20 protein-coding genes are annotated in these 19416 nt (G+C 64.1%); 11 read left to right on the forward strand and 9 right to left on the reverse strand.

Annotated features, from left to right (window positions below; genetic code table 11):
• Nucleotides 1–20 precede the first annotated feature (20 nt).
• The gene (locus FJ986_RS21320; RefSeq protein WP_140495951.1) at nucleotides 21–416 is read right to left on the reverse strand and encodes a cupin domain-containing protein; all 396 of its coding nucleotides are present in this window, start codon (nucleotides 414–416) and stop codon (nucleotides 21–23) included.
• Nucleotides 417–742: 326 nt separating this feature from the next.
• On the opposite strand from FJ986_RS21320, the gene FJ986_RS21325 reads away from it, so the two are divergent.
• Nucleotides 743–2794, forward strand: coding sequence for an elongation factor G (locus FJ986_RS21325; protein WP_140495952.1), 2052 nt, complete (start codon nucleotides 743–745; stop codon nucleotides 2792–2794).
• A gap of 874 nt (nucleotides 2795–3668) precedes the next feature.
• A complete protein-coding gene (locus FJ986_RS21330; RefSeq protein WP_140675547.1) occupies nucleotides 3669–4166 on the forward strand; it encodes an isoprenylcysteine carboxylmethyltransferase family protein in 498 nt (165 codons plus the stop codon).
• Between the two features lie 21 nt (nucleotides 4167–4187).
• On the opposite strand, the gene FJ986_RS21335 is transcribed toward FJ986_RS21330, so the two are convergent.
• Nucleotides 4188–5084 carry a LysR family transcriptional regulator gene (locus FJ986_RS21335; RefSeq protein WP_140495954.1) on the reverse strand — a complete coding sequence of 299 codons (897 nt, stop codon included), beginning with the start codon at nucleotides 5082–5084 and terminating at the stop codon, nucleotides 4188–4190.
• An 89-nt stretch (nucleotides 5085–5173) separates the two neighbouring features.
• The gene (gene trxB / locus FJ986_RS21340; protein WP_140495955.1) at nucleotides 5174–6148 is read right to left on the reverse strand and encodes a thioredoxin-disulfide reductase; all 975 of its coding nucleotides are present in this window, start codon (nucleotides 6146–6148) and stop codon (nucleotides 5174–5176) included.
• A gap of 250 nt (nucleotides 6149–6398) precedes the next feature.
• Between trxB and FJ986_RS21345 the strand changes: the two genes are divergently transcribed.
• Both FJ986_RS21345 and FJ986_RS21350 read left to right on the forward strand, forming a co-directional pair.
• On the forward strand, nucleotides 6399–6878 hold the full coding sequence (locus FJ986_RS21345) for an Lrp/AsnC family transcriptional regulator (RefSeq protein WP_140495956.1): 480 nt from the start codon (nucleotides 6399–6401) through the stop codon (nucleotides 6876–6878).
• A 173-nt stretch (nucleotides 6879–7051) separates the two neighbouring features.
• On the forward strand, nucleotides 7052–7846 hold the full coding sequence (locus FJ986_RS21350; RefSeq protein WP_140556025.1) for a glycosyltransferase family 2 protein: 795 nt from the start codon (nucleotides 7052–7054) through the stop codon (nucleotides 7844–7846).
• A gap of 15 nt (nucleotides 7847–7861) precedes the next feature.
• On the opposite strand, the gene gmhB is transcribed toward FJ986_RS21350, so the two are convergent.
• The 4 genes from gmhB to FJ986_RS21370 all read right to left on the reverse strand — a co-directional run bounded on the left by gmhB (nucleotide 7862) and on the right by FJ986_RS21370 (nucleotide 11333).
• Nucleotides 7862–8512, reverse strand: coding sequence for a D-glycero-beta-D-manno-heptose 1,7-bisphosphate 7-phosphatase (gene gmhB, locus FJ986_RS21355; protein ID WP_140556027.1), 651 nt, complete (start codon nucleotides 8510–8512; stop codon nucleotides 7862–7864).
• Nucleotides 8505–9077, reverse strand: a complete 573-nt coding sequence (locus FJ986_RS21360) for an SIS domain-containing protein (RefSeq protein WP_140556028.1) — start codon at nucleotides 9075–9077, stop codon at nucleotides 8505–8507. Before FJ986_RS21360 ends, gmhB begins: the two co-directional genes overlap by 8 nt.
• Nucleotides 9078–9084: 7 nt before the next feature.
• Nucleotides 9085–10578: a D-glycero-beta-D-manno-heptose-7-phosphate kinase gene (gene rfaE1 / locus FJ986_RS21365; RefSeq protein WP_140556030.1), complete on the reverse strand. Its 1494-nt coding sequence runs from the start codon at nucleotides 10576–10578 to the stop codon at nucleotides 9085–9087.
• A 122-nt stretch (nucleotides 10579–10700) separates the two neighbouring features.
• Nucleotides 10701–11333: a LysE family translocator gene (locus tag FJ986_RS21370; RefSeq protein WP_140495961.1), complete on the reverse strand. Its 633-nt coding sequence runs from the start codon at nucleotides 11331–11333 to the stop codon at nucleotides 10701–10703.
• Nucleotides 11334–11552: 219 nt separating this feature from the next.
• On the opposite strand from FJ986_RS21370, the gene rfaD reads away from it, so the two are divergent.
• From rfaD to waaC, 3 genes are read left to right on the forward strand one after another with little or no spacing between them, the layout of a single operon-like run.
• Nucleotides 11553–12503, forward strand: a complete 951-nt coding sequence (rfaD, locus tag FJ986_RS21375) for an ADP-glyceromanno-heptose 6-epimerase (RefSeq protein ID WP_140675550.1) — start codon at nucleotides 11553–11555, stop codon at nucleotides 12501–12503.
• Nucleotides 12476–13483 carry a lipopolysaccharide heptosyltransferase II gene (waaF, locus tag FJ986_RS21380; protein WP_140675553.1) on the forward strand — a complete coding sequence of 336 codons (1008 nt, stop codon included), beginning with the start codon at nucleotides 12476–12478 and terminating at the stop codon, nucleotides 13481–13483. Before rfaD ends, waaF begins: the two co-directional genes overlap by 28 nt.
• Nucleotides 13480–14469, forward strand: coding sequence for a lipopolysaccharide heptosyltransferase I (waaC, locus tag FJ986_RS21385; protein WP_140675556.1), 990 nt, complete (start codon nucleotides 13480–13482; stop codon nucleotides 14467–14469). Before waaF ends, waaC begins: the two co-directional genes overlap by 4 nt.
• 222 nt (nucleotides 14470–14691) lie before the next feature.
• Here waaC and greA read toward each other — a convergent pair whose 3' ends face one another.
• A complete protein-coding gene (greA, locus tag FJ986_RS21390; protein ID WP_008877613.1) occupies nucleotides 14692–15165 on the reverse strand; it encodes a transcription elongation factor GreA in 474 nt (157 codons plus the stop codon).
• A gap of 267 nt (nucleotides 15166–15432) precedes the next feature.
• Nucleotides 15433–15966 (reverse strand): tetratricopeptide repeat protein, encoded by a 534-nt coding sequence (locus FJ986_RS21395; protein ID WP_140495965.1) that lies wholly within the window; start codon nucleotides 15964–15966, stop codon nucleotides 15433–15435.
• A gap of 150 nt (nucleotides 15967–16116) precedes the next feature.
• Between FJ986_RS21395 and FJ986_RS21400 the strand changes: the two genes are divergently transcribed.
• The 4 genes from FJ986_RS21400 (at nucleotide 16117) to FJ986_RS21415 (ending at nucleotide 19416) form a co-directional block, all read left to right on the forward strand.
• Nucleotides 16117–16542, forward strand: a complete 426-nt coding sequence (locus tag FJ986_RS21400; RefSeq protein ID WP_140524880.1) for a DUF3775 domain-containing protein — start codon at nucleotides 16117–16119, stop codon at nucleotides 16540–16542.
• Nucleotides 16543–17134: 592 nt separating this feature from the next.
• Nucleotides 17135–17722, forward strand: a complete 588-nt coding sequence (locus tag FJ986_RS31205) for an extensin family protein (protein WP_348640450.1) — start codon at nucleotides 17135–17137, stop codon at nucleotides 17720–17722.
• A gap of 109 nt (nucleotides 17723–17831) precedes the next feature.
• Nucleotides 17832–18647 (forward strand): extensin family protein, encoded by an 816-nt coding sequence (locus FJ986_RS21410; RefSeq protein WP_140495967.1) that lies wholly within the window; start codon nucleotides 17832–17834, stop codon nucleotides 18645–18647.
• Between the two features lie 61 nt (nucleotides 18648–18708).
• Nucleotides 18709–19416 (forward strand): LssY C-terminal domain-containing protein, encoded by a 708-nt coding sequence (locus tag FJ986_RS21415; protein WP_140675559.1) that lies wholly within the window; start codon nucleotides 18709–18711, stop codon nucleotides 19414–19416.

The following is a 19416-nucleotide window of genomic DNA, read 5'->3' on the forward strand; positions in this document are numbered from 1 at the left end:
AGATCGGCTCGACACGGTACTCAGCCGCCATATTGGGCCGGCGTCACCGCTTCCAGCCAGTCGGCATGCACGCCCTCGAGCGCTTCCTGCATGGCTATATGCGTCATGGCCGTTTTCGGCCCGGCGCCATGCCAGTGCTTTTCGCCTGGCGCGAACGAGATGACGTCCCCTGCCCTGATCTCCTGGATGAGACCGCCCCAGGTCTGGGCGAGGCCGGCGCCCGACGTGACGTACAGCGTCTGGCCAAGCGGATGCGTGTGCCAGTGGGTCCGCGCGCCCGGCTCGAAGCTGACCAATGTCGCCCGCAGCCGTGCCGGAGCCTCCTTCTCGATGATCGGCGTCTGCAGCACCCGGCCGGTGAAGTACTTTTCCGGTGCGATGACGGTCGGCGTGCTGCCGCAGGCAATGATCTTCATCGTTCGATCCCTGGAACTGGTGGCGATGCGGGCGGCGGCGACGCCGCTCCTCTTTCGAGACACTAGTTTCGGCCGATATGGCCGGCGACGCAACCGGGTCTGTTCGGCTTGCAAGGCAGCGGTGACCGCCCCGCGTGCTCAGCCCCTGAGGCTACCTATTTTCCTTGCCCTGCCGGCAAACAAGTGGGACGATACCTTTGGGCCGGTTGAAGACAAGCCCGCCCGCGACGGTCGAACAGGCCGGCCGCCGCTCAGGACCGACTGACCTTGGCCTGAACCATGAATGCCAGTCGGTCTCCAGGGAAACGCCTGAGTGGAGGTCAGTCATGGGTAATCGCGCCGGAGGACGACGCACGGGACCGAAATGCATTGCCATAGTCGGTCCCTTCGCAAGCGGTAAGACGACACTTCTCGAAGCCATATTGGCCCGCACGGGCGCCATTCCCCGCCAGAACCCGGTTTCCTCGGGAAACACCGTTTCAGATCATTCGCCCGAGGCGCGCGCGCACGCCATGAGCGTCGAGGCGACCTTCGCCACCACGGAATTCATGGGCGAGCAGTTCACCTTCGTCGACTGTCCCGGATCGATCGAATTCTCCTTCGAGGCCGAACCGGTGCTGGCCGCCTGCGACCTCGCGGTGGTCGTCGCCGAGGCCGACGAGAAGAAGATCCCCGCCCTCCAGCTCATCATGCGCAAGCTCGACGATCTAGGCGTGCCGCGCATCCTGTTTCTCAACAAGGTCGACAAGGCGATTGCCGGCGTGCGCGACACGTTGAAGATGCTGCAGCCTGCAAGTGCGGTGCCGTTGCTTCTGCGCCAGATACCGCTGCGCAAGGACGGCGTCGTCATTGGCTCGATCGACCTGGCGCTGGAACGCGCCTACATCTACCGCGAATATGCCGAGAGCGAGGTGGCCCAGATCCCTGGCGACGAAAAGGCGCGCGAGCTGGAAGCCCGTTTTTCGATGCTGGAACGGCTGGCCGACCATGACGACCAGCTGATGGAACAGTTGCTCGAGGAGATCGAGCCGCCCAAGGACGCGGTCTTCGATGATCTTGCCGCCGACCTGCGCGACGGCGCCGTCACGCCGGTGCTGATCGGCACCGCAGAGAAAGGCAATGGCGTGCTGCGTCTCCTGAAGGCGATCCGCCATGATGCGCCCGACATCGACGCGACCCGCAAACGGCTCGGCGCCCCCGAAGGCAACGCGACCGTGGTTCAGGTGATGAAGACCATCCATACGCCGCACGGAGGCAAATTGTCGGTGTCGCGCATCCTTTCGGGACAGGTCGCCGATGGCTCCGAGCTCTGGCTGCCCGGCGGCGACATGGCAAAGGTGTCCGGCATCTACAGGATGCTTGGCAAGGACCAGTCGAAGCTCACCGCGGCGAAGACCGGCGACACGGTCGCGCTCGGCAAGCTGGACGCGGTCAAGACCGGCCAGACGCTGACCTCGGCCAAGGGCGGCATGAAGCCGCTGCTCCAGTTCGAGCCGCCGCAGCCTGTCTTCGCTTTCGCCTTGCGGCCGAAGGAGCGCAAGGACGAGGTGAAGATGTCGGCCGCCATCCAACGGCTGGCCGAAGAAGATCCCTCGCTCAGCCTGCATCATAACCAGGACTCGGCCGAGACCGTGCTGTCGGGCCATGGAGAAATGCACCTGCGCGTCGTACGCGAACGGCTCGAGGGCAAGAACCAGATTCCGGTCGAAGGCCATCCGCCGGCGGTGCCCTACCGCGAGACTATCCGCAAATCGGCGCAGCAACGCGGCCGCCACAAGAAGCAGTCCGGCGGCCACGGCCAGTTCGGCGATGTGGTGATCGAGATAAAGCCGCTGCCGCGCGGCGCAGGTTTCCAGTTCACCGATACCATCACCGGCGGCGTGGTGCCCAAGACCTACATCCAGTCGGTCGAAAGCGGTATACGCGATTACCTGAAGTCGGGCCCGCTCGGCTTTCCCGTCGTCGACGTCGCCGTCAACCTGTCGGACGGCTCCTACCACGCGGTCGATTCCTCCGACATGGCCTTCCAGATGGCGGCCAAGCTTGCCATGAAGGAAGGCATGGCGGGCTGTTCGCCCGTGCTCCTGGAGCCAGTGATGAAGGTCGAGATCGTGACGCCCTCCGATGCGACCTCGAAGATCATCGCGCTGATCCCGCAGCGGCGCGGCCAGATCCTCGGCTACGACGCGCGGCCCGGCTGGCCAGGATGGGATGTCGTCGAGGCGACCATGCCGCAATCCGAGATCGGCGATCTGATCATCGAGCTGCGCTCGGCCACCTCGGGCGTCGCCAGCTACCGCGCCGTCTTCGACCACATGGCCGAACTCACCGGCCGGCTCGCCGACGAAGCGATGAATGCCAACGGCAAGGCGGCCTGATACTGATGCATGTCGTCTAAAGTGATCTCGGCTTTGGGACATCGACATCCACAAAGATTTGGGTGAGTGCCCTCTCGAACCCTGTTCGAGAGGGCGCAAACAAAAAACGACGCCCGGGGGGGCCGGACGCCGTTTTGTTTGCGGACCGTTTTCTTGGGAGGAGAAACGGCAGGTCCGCCGCATCTTGAAGTCGCCGCTTCGGCGGAAGAAGGTTCGGACGCGGTAGCCGCCTGAGCCCGGATCGTCCGAGTGATGCCCCCATCTCCCGTCCGACCACACCGCGTCCTATGGTCTGCTTAGCAGGAGCCGAACGCCTTTGACATGTTACCAGAGGTTACATGTCACTGTTACGTGGCTATTTCGGTGGATTTTCCCGCCCTTCCGGCAGCCTCCGGGCAACAAAAAAGCCGGATCAATGAAGATCCGGCTGAGTTTGATTGGAAGTGCCTGTTAAGGCTAACCTCCAGAGGGGAACACTCGAGGGCGCTAATGGGAGGAGAACGCGCCCAGGAGATGAACTATATATGTGCTCATCATGCCCAAGAAACAAGCATCTATTTTGCAACACACGCATGCAAAAAGACGCAGGCTGTGGTCTAAGCCATTTCTGGACCCAATAGGACCAGCAGAATCACCGAAGCGGAACCCGCAATGAGACAATTGTCACGGCGGAATCGCGAATCACGCTCGGTTTTCATCCCGAAATGTCAAAAATGCGCAATGGCGTGGAATTAGGCAGCAGGCGTTTATTTCCGAGGCAACTAATGCATGTCGCGCAAAGTGTGCTCGGTTCGGCAGCGACGTGAACAACAAAGACGTGAGCGCGTCGCGGGAATCGGTTTGGGCGTGACATGCTTCAGGCGGGAGACAAGCAATGCGGACCTTTTCGGCGATCGCCGGCAGTGCTGCGTTCTTCATCGCGGCACCCTGTATCGTCGCCGGCCTCGTGCCGTGGCTGCTGACGGATCGCTGGGACCGGCCATGGTCGAGCCTGCCGGGTCTTGCCCCGCTCGGCTGGATCCTCATCGCGGTCGCCGTGGCGGCGCTGCTGCATGCATTCGCCTGCTTTGCGCTTGAAGGCCTCGGCACGCCTGTTCCGGTCGCTCCGACCGAGAGACTGGTGGTCGGCGGGCTCTACCGCCATGTCCGCAATCCGATGTATGTGGCGGTGCTGTCGATCATCATCGGCCAGGCACTGCTGTTTTCAAGCTGGACGCTCGTCGCCTACGCGGCCATGGCAGCCGCGGCCATGGCCACCTTCGTCAAGCTCTACGAGGAGCCGACGCTCACACGCCGCTATGGCGACGAATACGAAGCCTACCGCCGCAACGTGCCCGGCTGGCTGCCCCGCCTGACGCGCTGGCGGGGGTGAGGGTCTGCGCGATCTCCGGGGTCAATACGACCAGCTCCGCGCCTTGGCGATGATGAAGTCGCGAAACACGTGCAGCTTCGCCTGGTTCTTCATCGCGTCCGGGTAGGCGAAATAGGTGTCGAAGGAAGGCACCTCCGTTTCCGGCAGGAGCTGCACCAGGCCGGAATCCTTGGAGATGACATAGTCGGGCAGCATGGCGATGCCGGCGCCGCCCTGCACCGCGCGCTTGATCGACAATATGTCGTTGATCTGCAGCGTCGGCACGCGCTGGCCGCCCTCGAAATCGCCGACCGTTTCCAGCCAGTTCAGCTCCGACAGATGCGCGGGCACCGGCACGCCGAAAGTGACGATGCGATGCGCCTTGAGCTCGGCCACCGAAGCCGGCCTGCCATGCTTGGCGATATAGCCTGGCGAAGCATAGAGGTGGAAATGCACCGTGAACAGGCGGCGCTGGATAAGGTCCGGCTGCTGCGGCTGGCGCAGCCGGATGGCGCAATCGGCCTGGCGCATGGTCAGGTCAAGCTCCTCGTTGGCGAGGATCAGCTGCAGGCTGATTTCAGGATAGAGCTCGATGAACTCCTGCACGCGTTCGGTCAGCCAGCCGGCGCCGAGCCCGACCGTGGTCGTGACCCTGAGCACGCCGGAGGGGCGGTCCTTGGTCTCGGTCAGCCGCGATTTGATGGTCTCGAGCTTCATCAGCACGTCATGCGCCGTGCGGAACAGCATCTCGCCCTGTTCGGTCAGCACCAGGCCGCGGGCGTGGCGGTTGAACAGCGGCACGCCGACATCATGCTCGAGCGCGCTGACCTGGCGCGAAATCGCCGATTGCGACAGGTGCAGCGTCTCGGCCGCATGTGTAAACGACCCTGCTTCCGCCGCAGCGTGAAACACGCGTAGCTTGTCCCAGTCCAACGCCATGATTCCCCTCGTTCCTGTTTGGCGTCTGAATGAAAAATCAGGCTTTTACACGGCGTTTCTAAGCCGTTCTTTCAACAGTTTGCGAACCGCTATTCGGCCGCCTCGCGATGCACCTCGATGCCGGCCAGGTACTTCTCCGCCTCGAGCGCCGCCATGCAGCCCAGCCCCGCCGCAGTCACCGCCTGGCGATAGATATCGTCGGTCACGTCGCCGGCGGCGAACACGCCGGGCACGTCGGTGCGGGTCGAATCCGGCGCCGTCCACAGATAGCCGTTCGGCTTCTGCTTCAGCTTGCCGACGAACAGCTCGACCGCCGGCGCATGGCCGATCGCGACGAACACGCCGTCGACCTCGAGCTGCGTCTCGACACCCGTCACCACGTTGCGCAGCTTCAACCCTTCGACCGACGGAGGCAGTGGCGTCTTGCCCGGACGGCCGGTGATCTCGTCGACAACCGTGTCCCAGATGACGCGGACATTGTCCTTCTTCAAGAGCCGCTCGCGCAGGATGCGTTCGGCGCGGAAGTCCGAGCGCCTGTGGATGACCGTCACGCTCTTGGCGAGGTTCGACAGATAGAGTGCTTCTTCCACTGCCGAATTGCCGCCGCCGACCACCGCGACATCCTTGCCGCGGTAGAAGAAGCCGTCGCATGTGGCGCAAGCCGATACGCCGAAGCCCATGAACGTCTGTTCGGTCGGAATGCCAAGCCATTTGGCCTGCGCGCCGGTGGCGATGATCAGGGCATCGGCTGTGTAGACGGTACCGGAATCGCCCGTTGCGCGGAACGGCCGCACGTTGAGATCGACCTCGGTGATGATGTCGGCGATGATGTCGGTGCCGACATGCTCGGCCTGCCTGAGCATCTCGCTCATCAGCCATGGACCCTGGATAGGTTCGCCGAAACCGGGATAGTTCTCGACGTCGGTGGTGATCATCAACTGGCCCCCCTGCTGCAGGCCGGCGACCAGCATCGGCTTCAGCATAGCGCGGGCGGCATAGATCGCCGCGGTATAACCGGCCGGGCCGGAACCGATGATGAGGACAGGCGCGTGCTTGGTGGTCATGAAAAGCCTCTGCGGAGGGCTGCCGGCGTTTGCGGCATGGAAAACTCGTCGATGTCGCGCGTAATGTAAGTGTTGCCCACGACGCCAGCAAGGCAAGTTGGCGTTCGTCCCCGGAAAGCTTTGTCGCACCGGGCGAACCGCTCCGGTACGACGCGGATTTCTTCGTAGGGGATGGCGTGGACAGCAAAGTCGTTTAATTACAAAATCCCGCAAGATTCTTGCGCCACCCGTAATCATCGAAAGCCCCGAAATGCCGCTCAAGGCCGACCTCGACGCAATCGACTGGAAGATCCTGCGCGAATTGCAGGCAGATGGGCGCATGACCAATGTCGAACTGTCGAACCGCGTCGGCATTTCGGCACCGCCTTGCCTACGCCGCGTCAAGCGACTGGAGGAAGCCGGCATCATTCGCGGCTATCGGGCGCTGCTCAACGCGCCGGCGCTCGGTCTCGACGTGGTCGCCTTCTGCCTGGTCGGCCTGCACCATCAGGCCGATGCCGAGCTTCGCATCTTCGCTGAGCGCACGCGCGGCTGGCCGGTCGTACGCGATGCCTGGATGGTGTCGGGCGAATCCGATTTCCTCCTGCACTGCGTGGCAAGCGACCTCGGCGCCTTCCAGACCTTTGTCATCGAGGAACTGACCTCCACGCCGAACGTCGACACGGTGCGCACAGCCCTCACCATCCGCCGGGTCAAGGATGAAGGGTTGGTCTCGTTCGAGCGGCCGTGACGCCGATCGATTGCGGCGCCCGGCCAAAGCGAATTCCGGAATTTCGCCACATCGCCGCCGCGTTGATAACGGACAGGCGCAGGCAGCCGGATCATCTTGTGCGATTTGGCGCCTGATTGGTTTCCTTGCCCAAGCAGCGTAAGTTCCAAGGACAATCCGCCGTGGAAGGGACCATGACCAGGTTTGCAAGCCCGATTTCGGCGCTCATCATCTGCATGAACGAGGCCGATATGATCGGCCCGTGCCTCGAAAGCATCGATTTTTGCGCCGAGATCGTCATCGTCGATTCAGGCTCCACCGACGCCACGTTGGACATCGTTCGGCAGTTTGTCGCTGAGGGCTATCCGATAAAGCTGCTGCACAATGGCTGGCCGGGTTTTCCGCATCAGCGGCAATTCGCGCTCGACCACGCCACGCAGCCCTGGTGTCTTTCGATCGACCCGGACGAACGCGTCGACGACCGGCTGCGGCAGTCGATCGTGGCGGCGGTCGAGACGGCGAATGCCGGCATCAGCGGATGGTACATCCGCCGCCGCGACTGGCTGAAGGGCTACGGCTATGCCCATCGCTGGGTGCTGCACAACAGGCTGTTGCGGCTTTTCCGCCGGGAAGGTGCGACCATGGACGTGACCGCGCGGGTCCATGAATCCTTCGGCGTTTCCGGCGAGACCAGCACGATCGAAAGCGGCGTGCTGCTGCATCGCCGCGAAATATCGGTCGAGGAGGATCTGGCCCGGGCAAATGCCTATTCCAGCCTCAAGGCGGCCACCCTGGTCGAGAAAGGCAAGAAGCCGGGCCTGGTGCGGCTGGTGCTTTCGCCGCTCGGCAACTTCCTGAAATTCTATCTGGCCAAGCGCTACTTCCTGTGCGGCCGGCACGGCTTCGTCTATTCGATGTCGGTGATGATCTATTCCTTCGCCACCGAGGCCAAACTGTATGAGGCCTCGCAAGGCAGCGAACCGGCGTGAGCGGTCAGGTCCGGATCAAGACCGCTTATCCCGGCCATCGAGCCGCCCTATGGCGGCGAGCAGGCCGTCGAGGTCGCTGCTGTCCCGCAAGGGCCTGATGACGAAGCCGGAGCGAAGCTGCGCCTCGCCGTCGACGAGCCAGCCCTGCGGCAGGCCGGCGCCCAGGCCTGCCTCCATGTCGGCCAGCTTGTCGCCGACGATCACCGACCGCCGGAGATCGAGATCGAGGCGTTTCGCCGCCTCGAAGAGCATGCCGGGATTGGGTTTGCGCATCGGGTGATCCGATATGCCCAGCGGCCCCACGCCGGCCTCGTGGTAGGCGCAGGCCAGCACCATGTCCACGACAACGCCCTGATCGCGCAACAGCTCGAGCACGCGGCGGTTCACATCGGCGAAGGCACTCCAGCCGAAATAGCCGCGCGCGATGCCGGACTGGTTGGTCACCACCACGACCGGGATGCCGGCATTGTTGGCGGCGGCGATCGCCGGCAGCATCTGCGGCCGGAGCTCGATCTCGGCCGGATCGCTGGGATAGTCGGTATCGACATTGATGGTGCCGTCGCGATCGAGGAACAGCGCCGGCTGGCCGGCGGGAAAAACCCTGCCGCCTATCCGCTCCACCCACAGGCCCGGCTCGGCCAACGGGTGCGGCGCCTTGTCAGCCATTGCTGAGGCGCGCTTCCACCACCTCGCACAGGTGATGGTAGAGGCACAGATGCCCCTGCTGGATGATCGGCGTCGAGGTCGAGGGCACGTTGAGCAGGATGTCGGTGAGCGGCGCGAGCTTGCCGCCTGTGTCGCCTGTCAGGCTGATCACCGTCATGCCCATGGTCCGTGCCTGTTCGGCGGCCGCCAGGATGCTCGGCGAATTGCCGCTGGTCGAGATCGCCAGAAGCACGCCGCCGGCCGCGCCATGCGCCTCGACCTGGCGCGAAAAAACGGTGTCGAAGCCGTAATCATTGCCCCAGGCGGTCAGCACCGCGGCATTGGCCGGCAGCGCGATGACATTGTAGCCCTTGCGCTCCTTGAGAAAGCGGCCGACCAGTTCGCCGGCGATGTGAATGGCGTCGCTGGCCGAACCGCCATTGCCGCAGATCAGCAGCGCCTTGCCCGACGAAAGGGCGGCGACGATCGCGCTCGCCGCACGTTCCATCGCGCCTGTGAGATCGCGCTCGACCAGCGCCGTGATCGCGGCCGCCGAGCGGACCAGGTAATCGTTCAGTTCGGACATGAAACCCTCAATTCTTATTACCGGCCGAGCGCAACCTGCCGATGGTGCCGGTCGTGCTCTTGCCGGCGACGAGATCGACCAGGACCACGCGCCCGCCGGCTTTCTGCACCACGTCCGCGCCGACCACGGTGTCGACAGTGTAGTCGGCGCCCTTGACCAGTATGTCGGGCAGAAGCGCCTCGATCAGCGCCAGCGGCGTGTCCTCGTCGAAGACCACCACCGCGTCGACAGACGCGAGTGCCGCCAACACGCAGGCGCGGTCATGCTGGTCGTTGACAGGCCGTTCCGGCCCCTTCAGCCGGCGCACCGAAGCGTCGCTGTTGAGGCCGAGCACCAGCCGGTCGCACTGGCTGCGCGCCGCGTGCAGCAGGCTGACATGGCCGGCATGCAGGATGTCGAAACAGCCATTGGTGAAGCCGACGCTGAGGCCCTCCTCCTTCCACGCCGACACCAGCCGTGCGGCCGATTTGGCGTCGAGGATGGCATCCCTGTGGACGCTCGGACCGTGCGATCGAAACAGCGCGCCGTTGAGTTCCTCGACCGTCAGCCGCGCCGTGCCTCGCTTGCCCACCACAACGCCGCCGGCTGCATTGGCGATCGAGGCGGCCGCGGCCGGATCGGCGCCGGCGGCAAGCGCCAGCGCGAAGGTCGCGATCACCGTATCGCCGGCGCCCGACACATCGAACACTTCGCGCGCCTGCGTGGCGATGTGGCGCGCCTCCGTCGGACCGACGACGCTCATGCCCTTTTCGCTGCGCGTGGCGACGACGAAGTCGAAGCCATGCGCCGCAAGCAGCTCGCGCGCCGCGGCCACGATCTCGTCATCGCTGAACACCGGCCGTTCGACCGCTTCGCCGAGTTCCTTGCGGTTGGGCGTGATGGCGGTCGCGCCGGCATAGCGTGCATAATCCCGGCCCTTCGGATCGACCAGCACCGGCTTTCCCGCCTCGCGGCAGATCGCGATCAATTCGCCGGCGACGCCGTCGAGCAGGATGCCCTTGCCGTAATCCGACAGGATGACGATGTCGGCGTGCGCCAGCGCGGCGCGGAAATGCCGGACCAGCGCCGCGCGCTCCGCCGCGCCGAGCGGCTTGATCTCTTCCTCGTCGAAGCGCAGCACCTGCTGGTTGAGCGCGCTGAAGCGGCTCTTGGACGACGTCATGCGGCCGCGCTCCCGCGCCAGGCCTGTCGTGTCGGCGCCAAGCTCGCCGAGCATGCGCACCAGGCTGTCGCCTGCCGTATCAGAGCCGATCACCGAGACCGGAATGGCGGCGGCGCCGAGCGAGATGATGTTGGCCACGACATTGCCGGCGCCGCCCATCGCCAGGCTCTCGCCGCGCCCATGGAGCACCGGGATCGGCGCTTCAGGCGAAATCCGCTCGATGATGCCGTTGACGAACCGGTCAAGGATGAGATCGCCGACCACCAGCACGGTGGCCTGGCCGAAGTGCGCGATGGCGCGGTGCAAGGGCTCGGGGGAAAGTGGGTCGTGCTTGGTCATGTCACTGGCAACGCGCAAAAACCGGTTTTGAAGATGCATGGAGGACAAATTGGCCGGGATCGGTCGTTCATGGCGATGCCGATATACCGCAATTCGAGCCAGCGCAACGCCGGCTGGCCTCGTCAACTCTTCTGCAAGGCGACATGGACGCCAAGCCCGACCAGCACCGCGCCGCCGGCTCGCTGCATCATGCGCTGGGCGCTGCTGGAGCGGCGCAGCCTGCCGATCACGGCACCAGCCAGGAACACGCAGACGATATCGGCCGAGGAGAACATCAGGTTGACTGTCGTGCCCAGCACGACGAATTGCAGCCAGACCGGGAATGCGGCAGAGGCATCGATGAACTGGGGCAGGAAGGCCATGAAGAAGATCGCGGTCTTCGGATTGAGCACCTCGACGGCGATGCTCTCGAAAAAAGCGCGGTAAGCCGATTTCCGCTCGATCGCCGGCAGTGCCATGTCGCCTTCCGCGCGCTTGCGGAACAGCGCCACACCGAGCCAGATCAGGTAGAGCGCGCCGACGAGCTTGACCGCCATGTAGAGCGGCGGCACGGCGTGGAAAAGCACGGACAGGCCGGCGGCGGCGGCAAAGACGTGAACATAGCCGCCCAGATGAATGCCGAGCGCCGCCGTCAGGCCGGACCAGCGGCCGCGCGCCATCGTCTGCGCGGCGGCATAGAGCATGGCCGGGCCTGGAATATAGGCGAAGATCGCGGTGGTGGCGAAAAACGCGACGAGCAGCTCTGTCGATGGCATTCCTGGCCCTCATGATCGCGTCCGGCGGCGCGAGCCGACTGAAGCGTCAGCTTTGCGGCGCCACTGTGGCGCGCTGTGCCGTGCAGGACAATCGCGGGCGGGTTCACCCCTCCACCCTTCTTGCTTGCGGATCTCGGTGTCGCCCCGCAACGCTGTTTTGTCGACAGCCTCGCAAGCCTCCCTTATAAGGACCGGAATCGCAAGCAACCAGAGGCGTTCATGATCATCGTCACGGGCGGCGCCGGCATGATCGGCTCCAACATCGTCGCCGCGCTCAATGCCGAGGGCCACGACGACATTTTGGTCGTCGATGACCTAAGCGATGGCCACAAGATCGCCAACCTTGCTGACTTGCGGATCGCCGACTATCTCGACAAGGACGATTTCCTGGCCCGTATCGAGGATGGCGGGCTCGGCCGCATCGAGGCCGTCTTCCATCAGGGCGCCTGCTCGACCACCACCGAATGGAACGGCAAGTTCATGATGGAGGTGAACTACGCCTATTCGAAGCGGCTGCTGCATGCCTGCCTGGCGTTGCGCGTGCCCTTCCTCTACGCCTCCTCGGCATCGGTCTATGGCGGCGGCTCCGAGTTCCGCGAGGACGCGGAGCTTGAGCGGCCGCTCAACGTCTACGCCTATTCAAAAAAGCTGTTCGATGACTATGTCAGGCGCAATGTCTTCGATACCGATCATTCGCAGGTCGCGGGCCTGCGCTACTTCAACGTCTATGGGCCGCGCGAGGCGCACAAGGACGCCATGGCCTCGGTCGCCTTTCATCTGTTCAACCAGGTCGGGCGTGGCGAGAATCCAAAGCTGTTCGGCGCCCATGACGGCTTTGGCCCCGGCGAGCAAAGCCGCGACTTCATCCATGTCGGCGATGTCGCCGATGTCAATCTGTGGCTGTGGAAGCGCGGCGCGAGCGGCATCTTCAACTGCGGCACCGGCCGGGCGCAACCCTTCCGCGCCGTTGCCGAAACCGTCATCGACACGCTGGGCAAGGGCGAAATCGAGTACATCCCCTTTCCCGACCACCTCAAGGGCAGCTACCAGAGCTTCACGCAAGCTGATATGTCGCGTCTGCGCGCGGCCGGTTATAACGGGCAATTCCGCAGCGTCGAAACCGGCGTCAGAGACTATGTCGAATGGCTGAAAGCCCAGCGATCCTCGTGATCGGCCCACGCTGGGTGGGCGATATGGTGATGGCGCAGTGCCTGTTCTCGGCGCTGAAGGAGCTTCATCCAAATGCAGCGATCGACGTGCTGGCGCCAGCCTGGGCGGCCCCTTTGGTCAAGCGCATGCCTGAGGTCCGCCAGCAGATCGATTTCCCGCTGAAACCAGGCGCGCTCGAATTCGCACATCGGCGCCGCTTCGGCCGCCTGCTGCGCGGCCGTTATGACAGCGCCTATATCCTGCCAGGCAGTTGGAAGTCGGCGCTGATCCCGTTCTTTGCCCGCATTCCACGCCGTTTCGGCCATCTCAGGGAAATGCGCTACGGCCTGTTGACCGATATTGTTCCGCTGCCGGAGGCCGTAAAACGGCGCACGGCGCAGGCTTATTTCGGCCTTGCACAGGGTGGCGATTTTCGGGCGCCTCATCTGACGATGGACGCCAACAACCAGGCCACCCTGCTCGACCGTTTCGGCCTGGGGTCGCAGAAATTCGTGGCGCTGATGCCAGGTGCCGAGTTCGGCCCGGCCAAGCGTTGGCCGAGCGAACACTATGCCGGCCTTGCCCGGGAGTTCATGGCCAGAAGGTTCAAGGTCGCGCTGTTCGGGTCGAAGAACGACCGCGACGTGACCGCGGAGATCGCAGCCCTCGCTCCTGGCGTGGTCGACCTGGCCGGCCAGACGCGGCTGGAGGACGCCATCGACCTGATCGCGGCCGCCGGGCTGGCGGTCTCCAACGACAGCGGGCTGATGCATGTCGCGGCGGCGGTCGGCACGCCGGTTGTCGCGGTCTATGGTTCGACCTCGCCACAGAACACGCCACCGCTGGCCGAACGGCGCGAACTGGTCTGGCTCGGCCTGCCCTGCTCGCCCTGCCACCGCAAGATCTGTCCGCTCGGCCACCTCAATTGCCTGAAGACGCTCGAGGTCGCACGGGTCATGGCGGCGGCGGACCGGCTGCTGGACATCCCGACCGCCGCATGAAGGTGCTGATCGTCAAGACATCGTCGATGGGCGACGTCATCCACACCTTTCCGGCGCTCCAGGATGCGCGCCGCGCACGGCCCGATATTGCTTTCGACTGGTGCGTCGAGGAGGCTTTCGCCGGCATCGTCGCGCTGCACCCCGCAGTCGGAACCATCCACACGGTCGCCATCCGGCGTTGGCGAAAACATCTCTTCGACAAGGCCACCTGGCGCGAGGCGACCGACTTGCGACGCGCCTTGCGTGCGTGCCGCTATGATCTGGTCATCGATGCGCAAGGCCTGTTGAAGTCGGCGCTGGTGGCCAGGCAGGCGAAAGCGCCGATCGCCGGCTTCGACCGCTCAAGCGCGCGCGAGCCTTCGGCAACGCTGCTTTACGACGTCGGCCACGCCGTCCCCCGCAACCTCCACGCCATCGAACGGACGCGGCGGCTTTTCGGGCTGGCATTGGGCTACCGGCCCGATCTTTCGACGCTGGATTCGGGCATTGTGCCGCCGCCCGGCAATCTGACTGGCATAGCCGGCAACACGGCCTTCCTGCTGCACGGCACCAGCCGTGAGGACAAGAAGTGGCCTGTTGAAGACTGGATCGAAACCGGCCGTCTGCTGGTTGAGCGCGGCATGACGCCGGTCACGACCTGGTCGGACGAGCGCGAACAGGCGGTGGCCGAAGCGATCGCCCGGGCAGTTCCATCGACGAGCATCGTGCCAAAATCACCATTGGCCGACATCGCGGCGATCCTGGGCAGCTCGAGGCTGGTAATCGGCGCCGACACGGGGCTCACGCATCTCGCCAGCGCCTTCGGCCTGCCGACGGTCGCGGTGTTTTTGGCCACGGAGCCGGGTTTGACCGGTCCGCGCGGCCCCTATGCATTGACGCTGCAGGCCGCGCCCGGTGAGCGAGTGTCGCCCGCAAGGGTGGTGGCTGAGGCTGAGAGGCTGCTGGAGCACCAGACGCATGGTCAGGCCGGCGCTGGCAAGAACTGATCTATTCAATCGGAAAGCTGGCGCTGCCCCTCATCGCCCTGCCGGGGAGAAGGACACCTTCATCGATGATTGCGCCAATTTTTAAGCGTTTGCAGAATAGACGCCGACTTCGCGTTCACCCCTCTTCTCCCCGTCACTATACGGGGAGAAGGTGCCGGCAGGCGGATGAGGGGCAGCGCCAACGTTGGCTAAAAACGCGCAGATCAGCGCCCCTCGAACTCCTTAGATAAACTGCACCTGGACGATCTCGTAGCCCCTTGCACCACCCGGCGCGTTGACCTCGATAGCGTCGCCGACTTCCTTGCCGATGAGCGCCCGCGCGATCGGCGAGGAGATCGAGATGCGGCCGGACTTCACGTCCGCCTCCTGATCGCCGACGATTTGGTAGGTCTTCTTCTCCTCGGTGTCCTCGTCGACCAGCACCACGGTGGCGCCGAACTTGACCTTGTCGCCGCTGAGCTTGGTGACATCGATGACTTCGGCCCGGGCGATGAGATCCTCGAGCTCGTTGACACGGCCCTCATTGAGGCTCTGCGCCTCTTTGGCGGCATGGTATTCGGCATTTTCGGATAGGTCGCCGTGCGAGCGCGCTTCGGAGATCGCCTCGATGATGCGCGGCCGCTCCTCCTGCTGGCGCCAGCGCAGTTCTTCCTTCAATGACGCGAACCCCTCGCCTGTCATCGGGACCTTGTTCATGATACCTGACCTTTCCTGCCGCCACCCCCGCATTTCGGGGAAAGCCTTATCGATGGTGCAAAAAGAAAACGGTCCGGCAGCCTCGGGCTAACGGAACCGTTCACCGCAATTTCCCTGAATATAGCAATCTTTGCGGGCTTTTCACGCCCAAAAATCGGTTTCTGAAGAAATCATCACCGTTTTCGCGCGCGCCGTCGCAGGAGCCGGCATGGCAACAAAAAACCGGCCGTGATTGCTCGCGGCCGGTTCGAAAAGGCATTGAGGGGGTCAGCTCCTCATGAAATGGTCGATCTGTTCGGCCAGCATGCCGTATTCGCGTGAACCCTTGCCGGTTCGCTTTTCGATCTCCATCAGCTGTTGCTGGGCGCCGGCCAGGTCGCCGATCTGGAGATGGGCTTCGCCGAGATATTCGCGCACCAGCGTGTAGTTGGGATCGATGCGCAGCGCTTCCTCGTAATAGCCGAGGCCAACGGCGACGCGGCCGGAATGGCGGTGCGAATAGCCGAGATAGTTGAGGATGCGCGGGTCCTGCTTGTTGGCGGCGAGGCTGAGCACGGCGATCGCCTCGTCATAGCGGCCGGCCATCGCCAGGTCATGCCCGGCATCATAGATGCTGTCGTCGTCCAGCATGCCTTCCTGGGGTGCGACGCACTTGTTCTTCTTCTTGTCCCAGACCATGCCTTTCTTGCATTTGGTGGTCGTACTGGTGTCGTCACCGCTGCCTGCGGCAAACACCGGAACGGCAAGGAACTGCAGAGCGAGAAGCGCGCTCGCCGCCTGGATCAGCACTCTTTTATGCATCGGAGCCTCCTGGAGGGGTGAGAATGCAACACTAACGCAGCGTGTCGGCGGTTTCATCCCGGAAAAAAGCAAGGGGCTAACATGAGGTGACGGATGCTCGAAATCCGCTATCATCGGCGGCGATGAAAGCTGAGCCAGCGGAGACCGCCAGTGCAGCGACGGCTTGAAAAGAACTGGGATTTGACGATCGGGCCCGACACCGTGCGGCTGTTCATCCTCAAATGCAAGGCGTTGAGCGCCGCCATCAATGAAGACTATGCCGACGGCGCCGAACACGAAATCGAGTTCGATGGAAACACCCGTGACAATCATCATCATGACGGACTCGCCGAGGAAAGCTCGGAAAACCTGACCGAAGAGGAACTGCGCGAGCTGATCAACGACCTCAATGTCGACGAGGCGGCCGAGCTCGTCGCGCTCGCTTGGGTCGGCCGTGGCGACTACGATGCCTCGGAATGGGCCGACGCCGTCGCCGCCGCGCGCGAGCGCGCCAACAAGCACACGGCCAAATACCTGCTCGGCTTGCCGCTGCTCGCCGATTGGCTGGAGGAAGGGCTGGAAGCGATCGGCGCGTAACGCGCCGGTAATCGATTGTGATCGGGCCTAAGCGCCTTCCAGGCAACTTCGAGCATCCCGGCACCGTTTCGAGGCGATGGCAACACTGAGCTTTTCCCGAAAATACAGGATTGCATTGGTCATGGTCGTGACAGCACTGCTGGTGACGCCGGCCGATGCCAGGCATCGTCACAGGCATCACGAGCCGCTTTCACCACGGGTGGAACAGCCACTGACGCCGCAGGTTGACCGGCCGCTGAAACCGCGCGGCGAAAGGCATCGCAAGCCGAAGCCGGCACGGCAGAGGACGCAAAATCCGAAGCCGGTACGTGCGGATGTCCCAGTGCCTGAACCGCGCCCCGCTGACGCGCCAGAGGCGACAGAACCGAACACGCAAAATCCAGCCGCAACATCCGACCGGTTTCAGGAGGAAGGATCCCCTCGGAAGCAACAAGCCCGGCCCGAGCCGCCAACCGATGCGAAAGGCGAACCGGAGCCGCCAGCCGTGGCGCCGACGCCGACACAAAGGCCTGAGACTGCGGAACCGGAGGTTGAGCCGCCGGCCCTCGCCCCGCCACCGCCGCCAAAGCCGGCGGACGCGGACAAAAAGGAGATGCTTCCCGATCCGCGTTCGGCTGACCTGCCAGACGCGAAAATGCCTGCCGAGGAAGTCGCCTGCCGCGAGCGGCTGAGGGGTCTCGGTGTCGAATTCGAGGAGCACAAGGCTGAAAGCGATCGCGATATCGGCTGTTCGATCCCCTATCCCCTGGTGCTGAAGATCCTTGGCAAGTCGATCGCCATTGCCCCGGGCGCCGAGCTCAATTGCGCAATGGCCGAGGCGGCGGCACGCTTTGCCGGCAACGTCATCCAGCCGGCGGCGAAAGCCGAATTCGGCACCGACCTGAAATCGATCGGCCAGGCATCGGCCTTTGTGTGCCGGCCACGCAACGGCACGCGCAAACTGTCCGAACATGCCTTCGGCAATGCGCTCGATATCGCCAGCTTCACACTTGCGGACGGCAGGACGATCGAGGTCGGCCCGGCGCCACCGGACAAGGACGCCAAATTCCTCGACGCGGTGCGCAAGGCCGCCTGCGGGCCGTTCAAGACCGTGCTGGGCCCGGGCAGCGATGCCGATCATTCGCTGCATTTGCACCTCGACCTCGAGCCGCGCCGCCACGGCGGTACCTTCTGCCAGTAGGGCCGGCTCAGAAGCGATGCCGCAATTCGGCCGCAGGCATGAACGCCGGCGCTGATTTTTCCTTTACCGTTGATCGTTAAAATCCCGCCTATCGGGAAAGGGACTGCCGATGGACGGGATATTTCGTGCCGCGCTGGCGCTTGCGCGGCAATCGAAACGCGCGCGTGCCGCTGCCGGCGGGCTGGCCGCCCTGCTTGCGCTGGCCGCGGTGTCGGCCTGCAACACCGGCAACGTGCTGGCACTGGAGCCAGCCGTCGATGTCGGCGCGCAGACCGCGGCCGTGCCGCAATATTCAGGCATGCAGCGGCTGGTTCCTTCCAATCCCTACATGACGCAGGCCGCCTATCCACGCATGGACGAGCCGATGTCGCCGGTCGAGCAGATGCCGGCCAGCGAGACCGACTGCCGTCAGCAGCTGAGGCGCCTCGGCGTCACCTTCACCGACCTGGCGCCGATCCATGAAGGCCAGTGCGGCATCGACTATCCGGTGAAGGTTTCGGCCATCGGCAGCGTCGAGATGAAGCCCGCCGCGACGCTGACCTGCGACATGGCCGCCAGCTTCGCCGCGTGGACGAAGAACGAGCTCGTTCCTTCCGCCCGCTGGCGCTACTTCTCCGGCGTCAGGACCATCCACCAGGGTTCCAGCTATTCCTGCCGCAACATCGCCGGCGAAGGCGTGCTGTCGGAACACGGCAAGGGCAACGCGCTCGACGTGATGAGCATCGAACTCAACAATGGCGACGACATCGACGTGCGCAAGCCCGGCCTGTTCGCCTTCCGCACCCGCGGCTTCCTCAACAATGTGCGCGCCGACGGCTGCCAGTATTTCACCACCGTGCTCGGCCCCGGCTACAACTACGACCACCGCAACCATTTCCACTTCGACATCAAGAACCGCAAGAGCGGCTATCGCGCCTGCCGCTGATCCCTTTGCCTGGCGGCGGCTTCGCCGCCTACAGTGACGTCGTAGAACTCGAGCGGCATCGATGAGCCAAAGAAGCTTCCGACGACGCGCTGCGACCTGGCTGGTGTTGCTCCTGGCGACCTATCTGGTGCTGGCCTATGTCGCCGCGCCGGAATTCTGGACGTTTCGCGATCGCGGCTTTCGCAGCCAAAGCTTCGAGATGGTGACGCACACCCCGCAAGGCATTCCGGGCGACCCGATCAATGTCGGCCTGATCGGCACGCAAAAGGAGGTTGTCCATGCCTTCGCCGTCGCTGGCTGGGACACGGCCGACGCCGTGACGCTGAGAACCGCGATCGATATTGGCGAAAGCGTCTTGTTTTCGCGCCCCTATCCGGACGCGCCGGTGAGCCGGCTGCTGTTCGAAGGCCGCGCTCAGGATCTTGCCTTCGAGAAGCCGGTCGGCGGCAGCGCCGACCGCCGTCACCATGTGCGCTTCTGGCAGACTGATGCCACCGGCGACGACGGCCGTCCGCTATGGCTGGGCTCGGCCAGTTTCGACCGTGGCGTGGGCCTGAGCCACGACACCGGCGCCATCACCCATCATATCGGCCCCGACATCGATGCCGAACGCGACTTTCTTATCCAGGATTTGACCGCCGCCGGAATGCTGATCTCAACCAGCAACCTGGAAGGCATCGGCGCCACCACGCACGGGCGCAATGGCGGCGGCGACCCCTATTTCACCGACGGCAAGGCCGTGCTCGGCGTGCTGAAGCAACTGCCATGA

Source organism: Mesorhizobium sp. B1-1-1 (genome assembly GCF_006442955.1).
Taxonomy (GTDB): domain Bacteria; phylum Pseudomonadota; class Alphaproteobacteria; order Rhizobiales; family Rhizobiaceae; genus Mesorhizobium.

What these genes read in the sequence shown, in the direction of transcription:
- FJ986_RS21370 (WP_140495961.1), bottom strand. Translation starts at nt 11,333, where the DNA reads ATGCCATCGACAGAGCTGCTCGTCGCGTTTTTCGCCACCACCGCGATC.
- FJ986_RS21335 (WP_140495954.1), bottom strand. Translation starts at nt 5,084, where the DNA reads ATGGCGTTGGACTGGGACAAGCTACGCGTGTTTCACGCTGCGGCGGAA.
- FJ986_RS21330 (WP_140675547.1), top strand. Translation starts at nt 3,669, where the DNA reads ATGCGGACCTTTTCGGCGATCGCCGGCAGTGCTGCGTTCTTCATCGCG.
- FJ986_RS21320 (WP_140495951.1), bottom strand. Translation starts at nt 416, where the DNA reads ATGAAGATCATTGCCTGCGGCAGCACGCCGACCGTCATCGCACCGGAA.
- FJ986_RS21350 (WP_140556025.1), top strand. Translation starts at nt 7,052, where the DNA reads ATGACCAGGTTTGCAAGCCCGATTTCGGCGCTCATCATCTGCATGAAC.
- rfaD (WP_140675550.1), top strand. Translation starts at nt 11,553, where the DNA reads ATGATCATCGTCACGGGCGGCGCCGGCATGATCGGCTCCAACATCGTC.
- greA (WP_008877613.1), bottom strand. Translation starts at nt 15,165, where the DNA reads ATGAACAAGGTCCCGATGACAGGCGAGGGGTTCGCGTCATTGAAGGAA.
- FJ986_RS31205 (WP_348640450.1), top strand. Translation starts at nt 17,135, where the DNA reads ATGCTTCCCGATCCGCGTTCGGCTGACCTGCCAGACGCGAAAATGCCT.
- gmhB (WP_140556027.1), bottom strand. Translation starts at nt 8,512, where the DNA reads ATGGCTGACAAGGCGCCGCACCCGTTGGCCGAGCCGGGCCTGTGGGTG.
- trxB (WP_140495955.1), bottom strand. Translation starts at nt 6,148, where the DNA reads ATGACCACCAAGCACGCGCCTGTCCTCATCATCGGTTCCGGCCCGGCC.
- FJ986_RS21360 (WP_140556028.1), bottom strand. Translation starts at nt 9,077, where the DNA reads ATGTCCGAACTGAACGATTACCTGGTCCGCTCGGCGGCCGCGATCACG.
- waaC (WP_140675556.1), top strand. Translation starts at nt 13,480, where the DNA reads ATGAAGGTGCTGATCGTCAAGACATCGTCGATGGGCGACGTCATCCAC.
- waaF (WP_140675553.1), top strand. Translation starts at nt 12,476, where the DNA reads ATGGCTGAAAGCCCAGCGATCCTCGTGATCGGCCCACGCTGGGTGGGC.
- FJ986_RS21345 (WP_140495956.1), top strand. Translation starts at nt 6,399, where the DNA reads ATGCCGCTCAAGGCCGACCTCGACGCAATCGACTGGAAGATCCTGCGC.
- FJ986_RS21395 (WP_140495965.1), bottom strand. Translation starts at nt 15,966, where the DNA reads ATGCATAAAAGAGTGCTGATCCAGGCGGCGAGCGCGCTTCTCGCTCTG.
- FJ986_RS21325 (WP_140495952.1), top strand. Translation starts at nt 743, where the DNA reads ATGGGTAATCGCGCCGGAGGACGACGCACGGGACCGAAATGCATTGCC.
- FJ986_RS21415 (WP_140675559.1), top strand. Translation starts at nt 18,709, where the DNA reads ATGAGCCAAAGAAGCTTCCGACGACGCGCTGCGACCTGGCTGGTGTTG.
- FJ986_RS21410 (WP_140495967.1), top strand. Translation starts at nt 17,832, where the DNA reads ATGGACGGGATATTTCGTGCCGCGCTGGCGCTTGCGCGGCAATCGAAA.
- rfaE1 (WP_140556030.1), bottom strand. Translation starts at nt 10,578, where the DNA reads ATGACCAAGCACGACCCACTTTCCCCCGAGCCCTTGCACCGCGCCATC.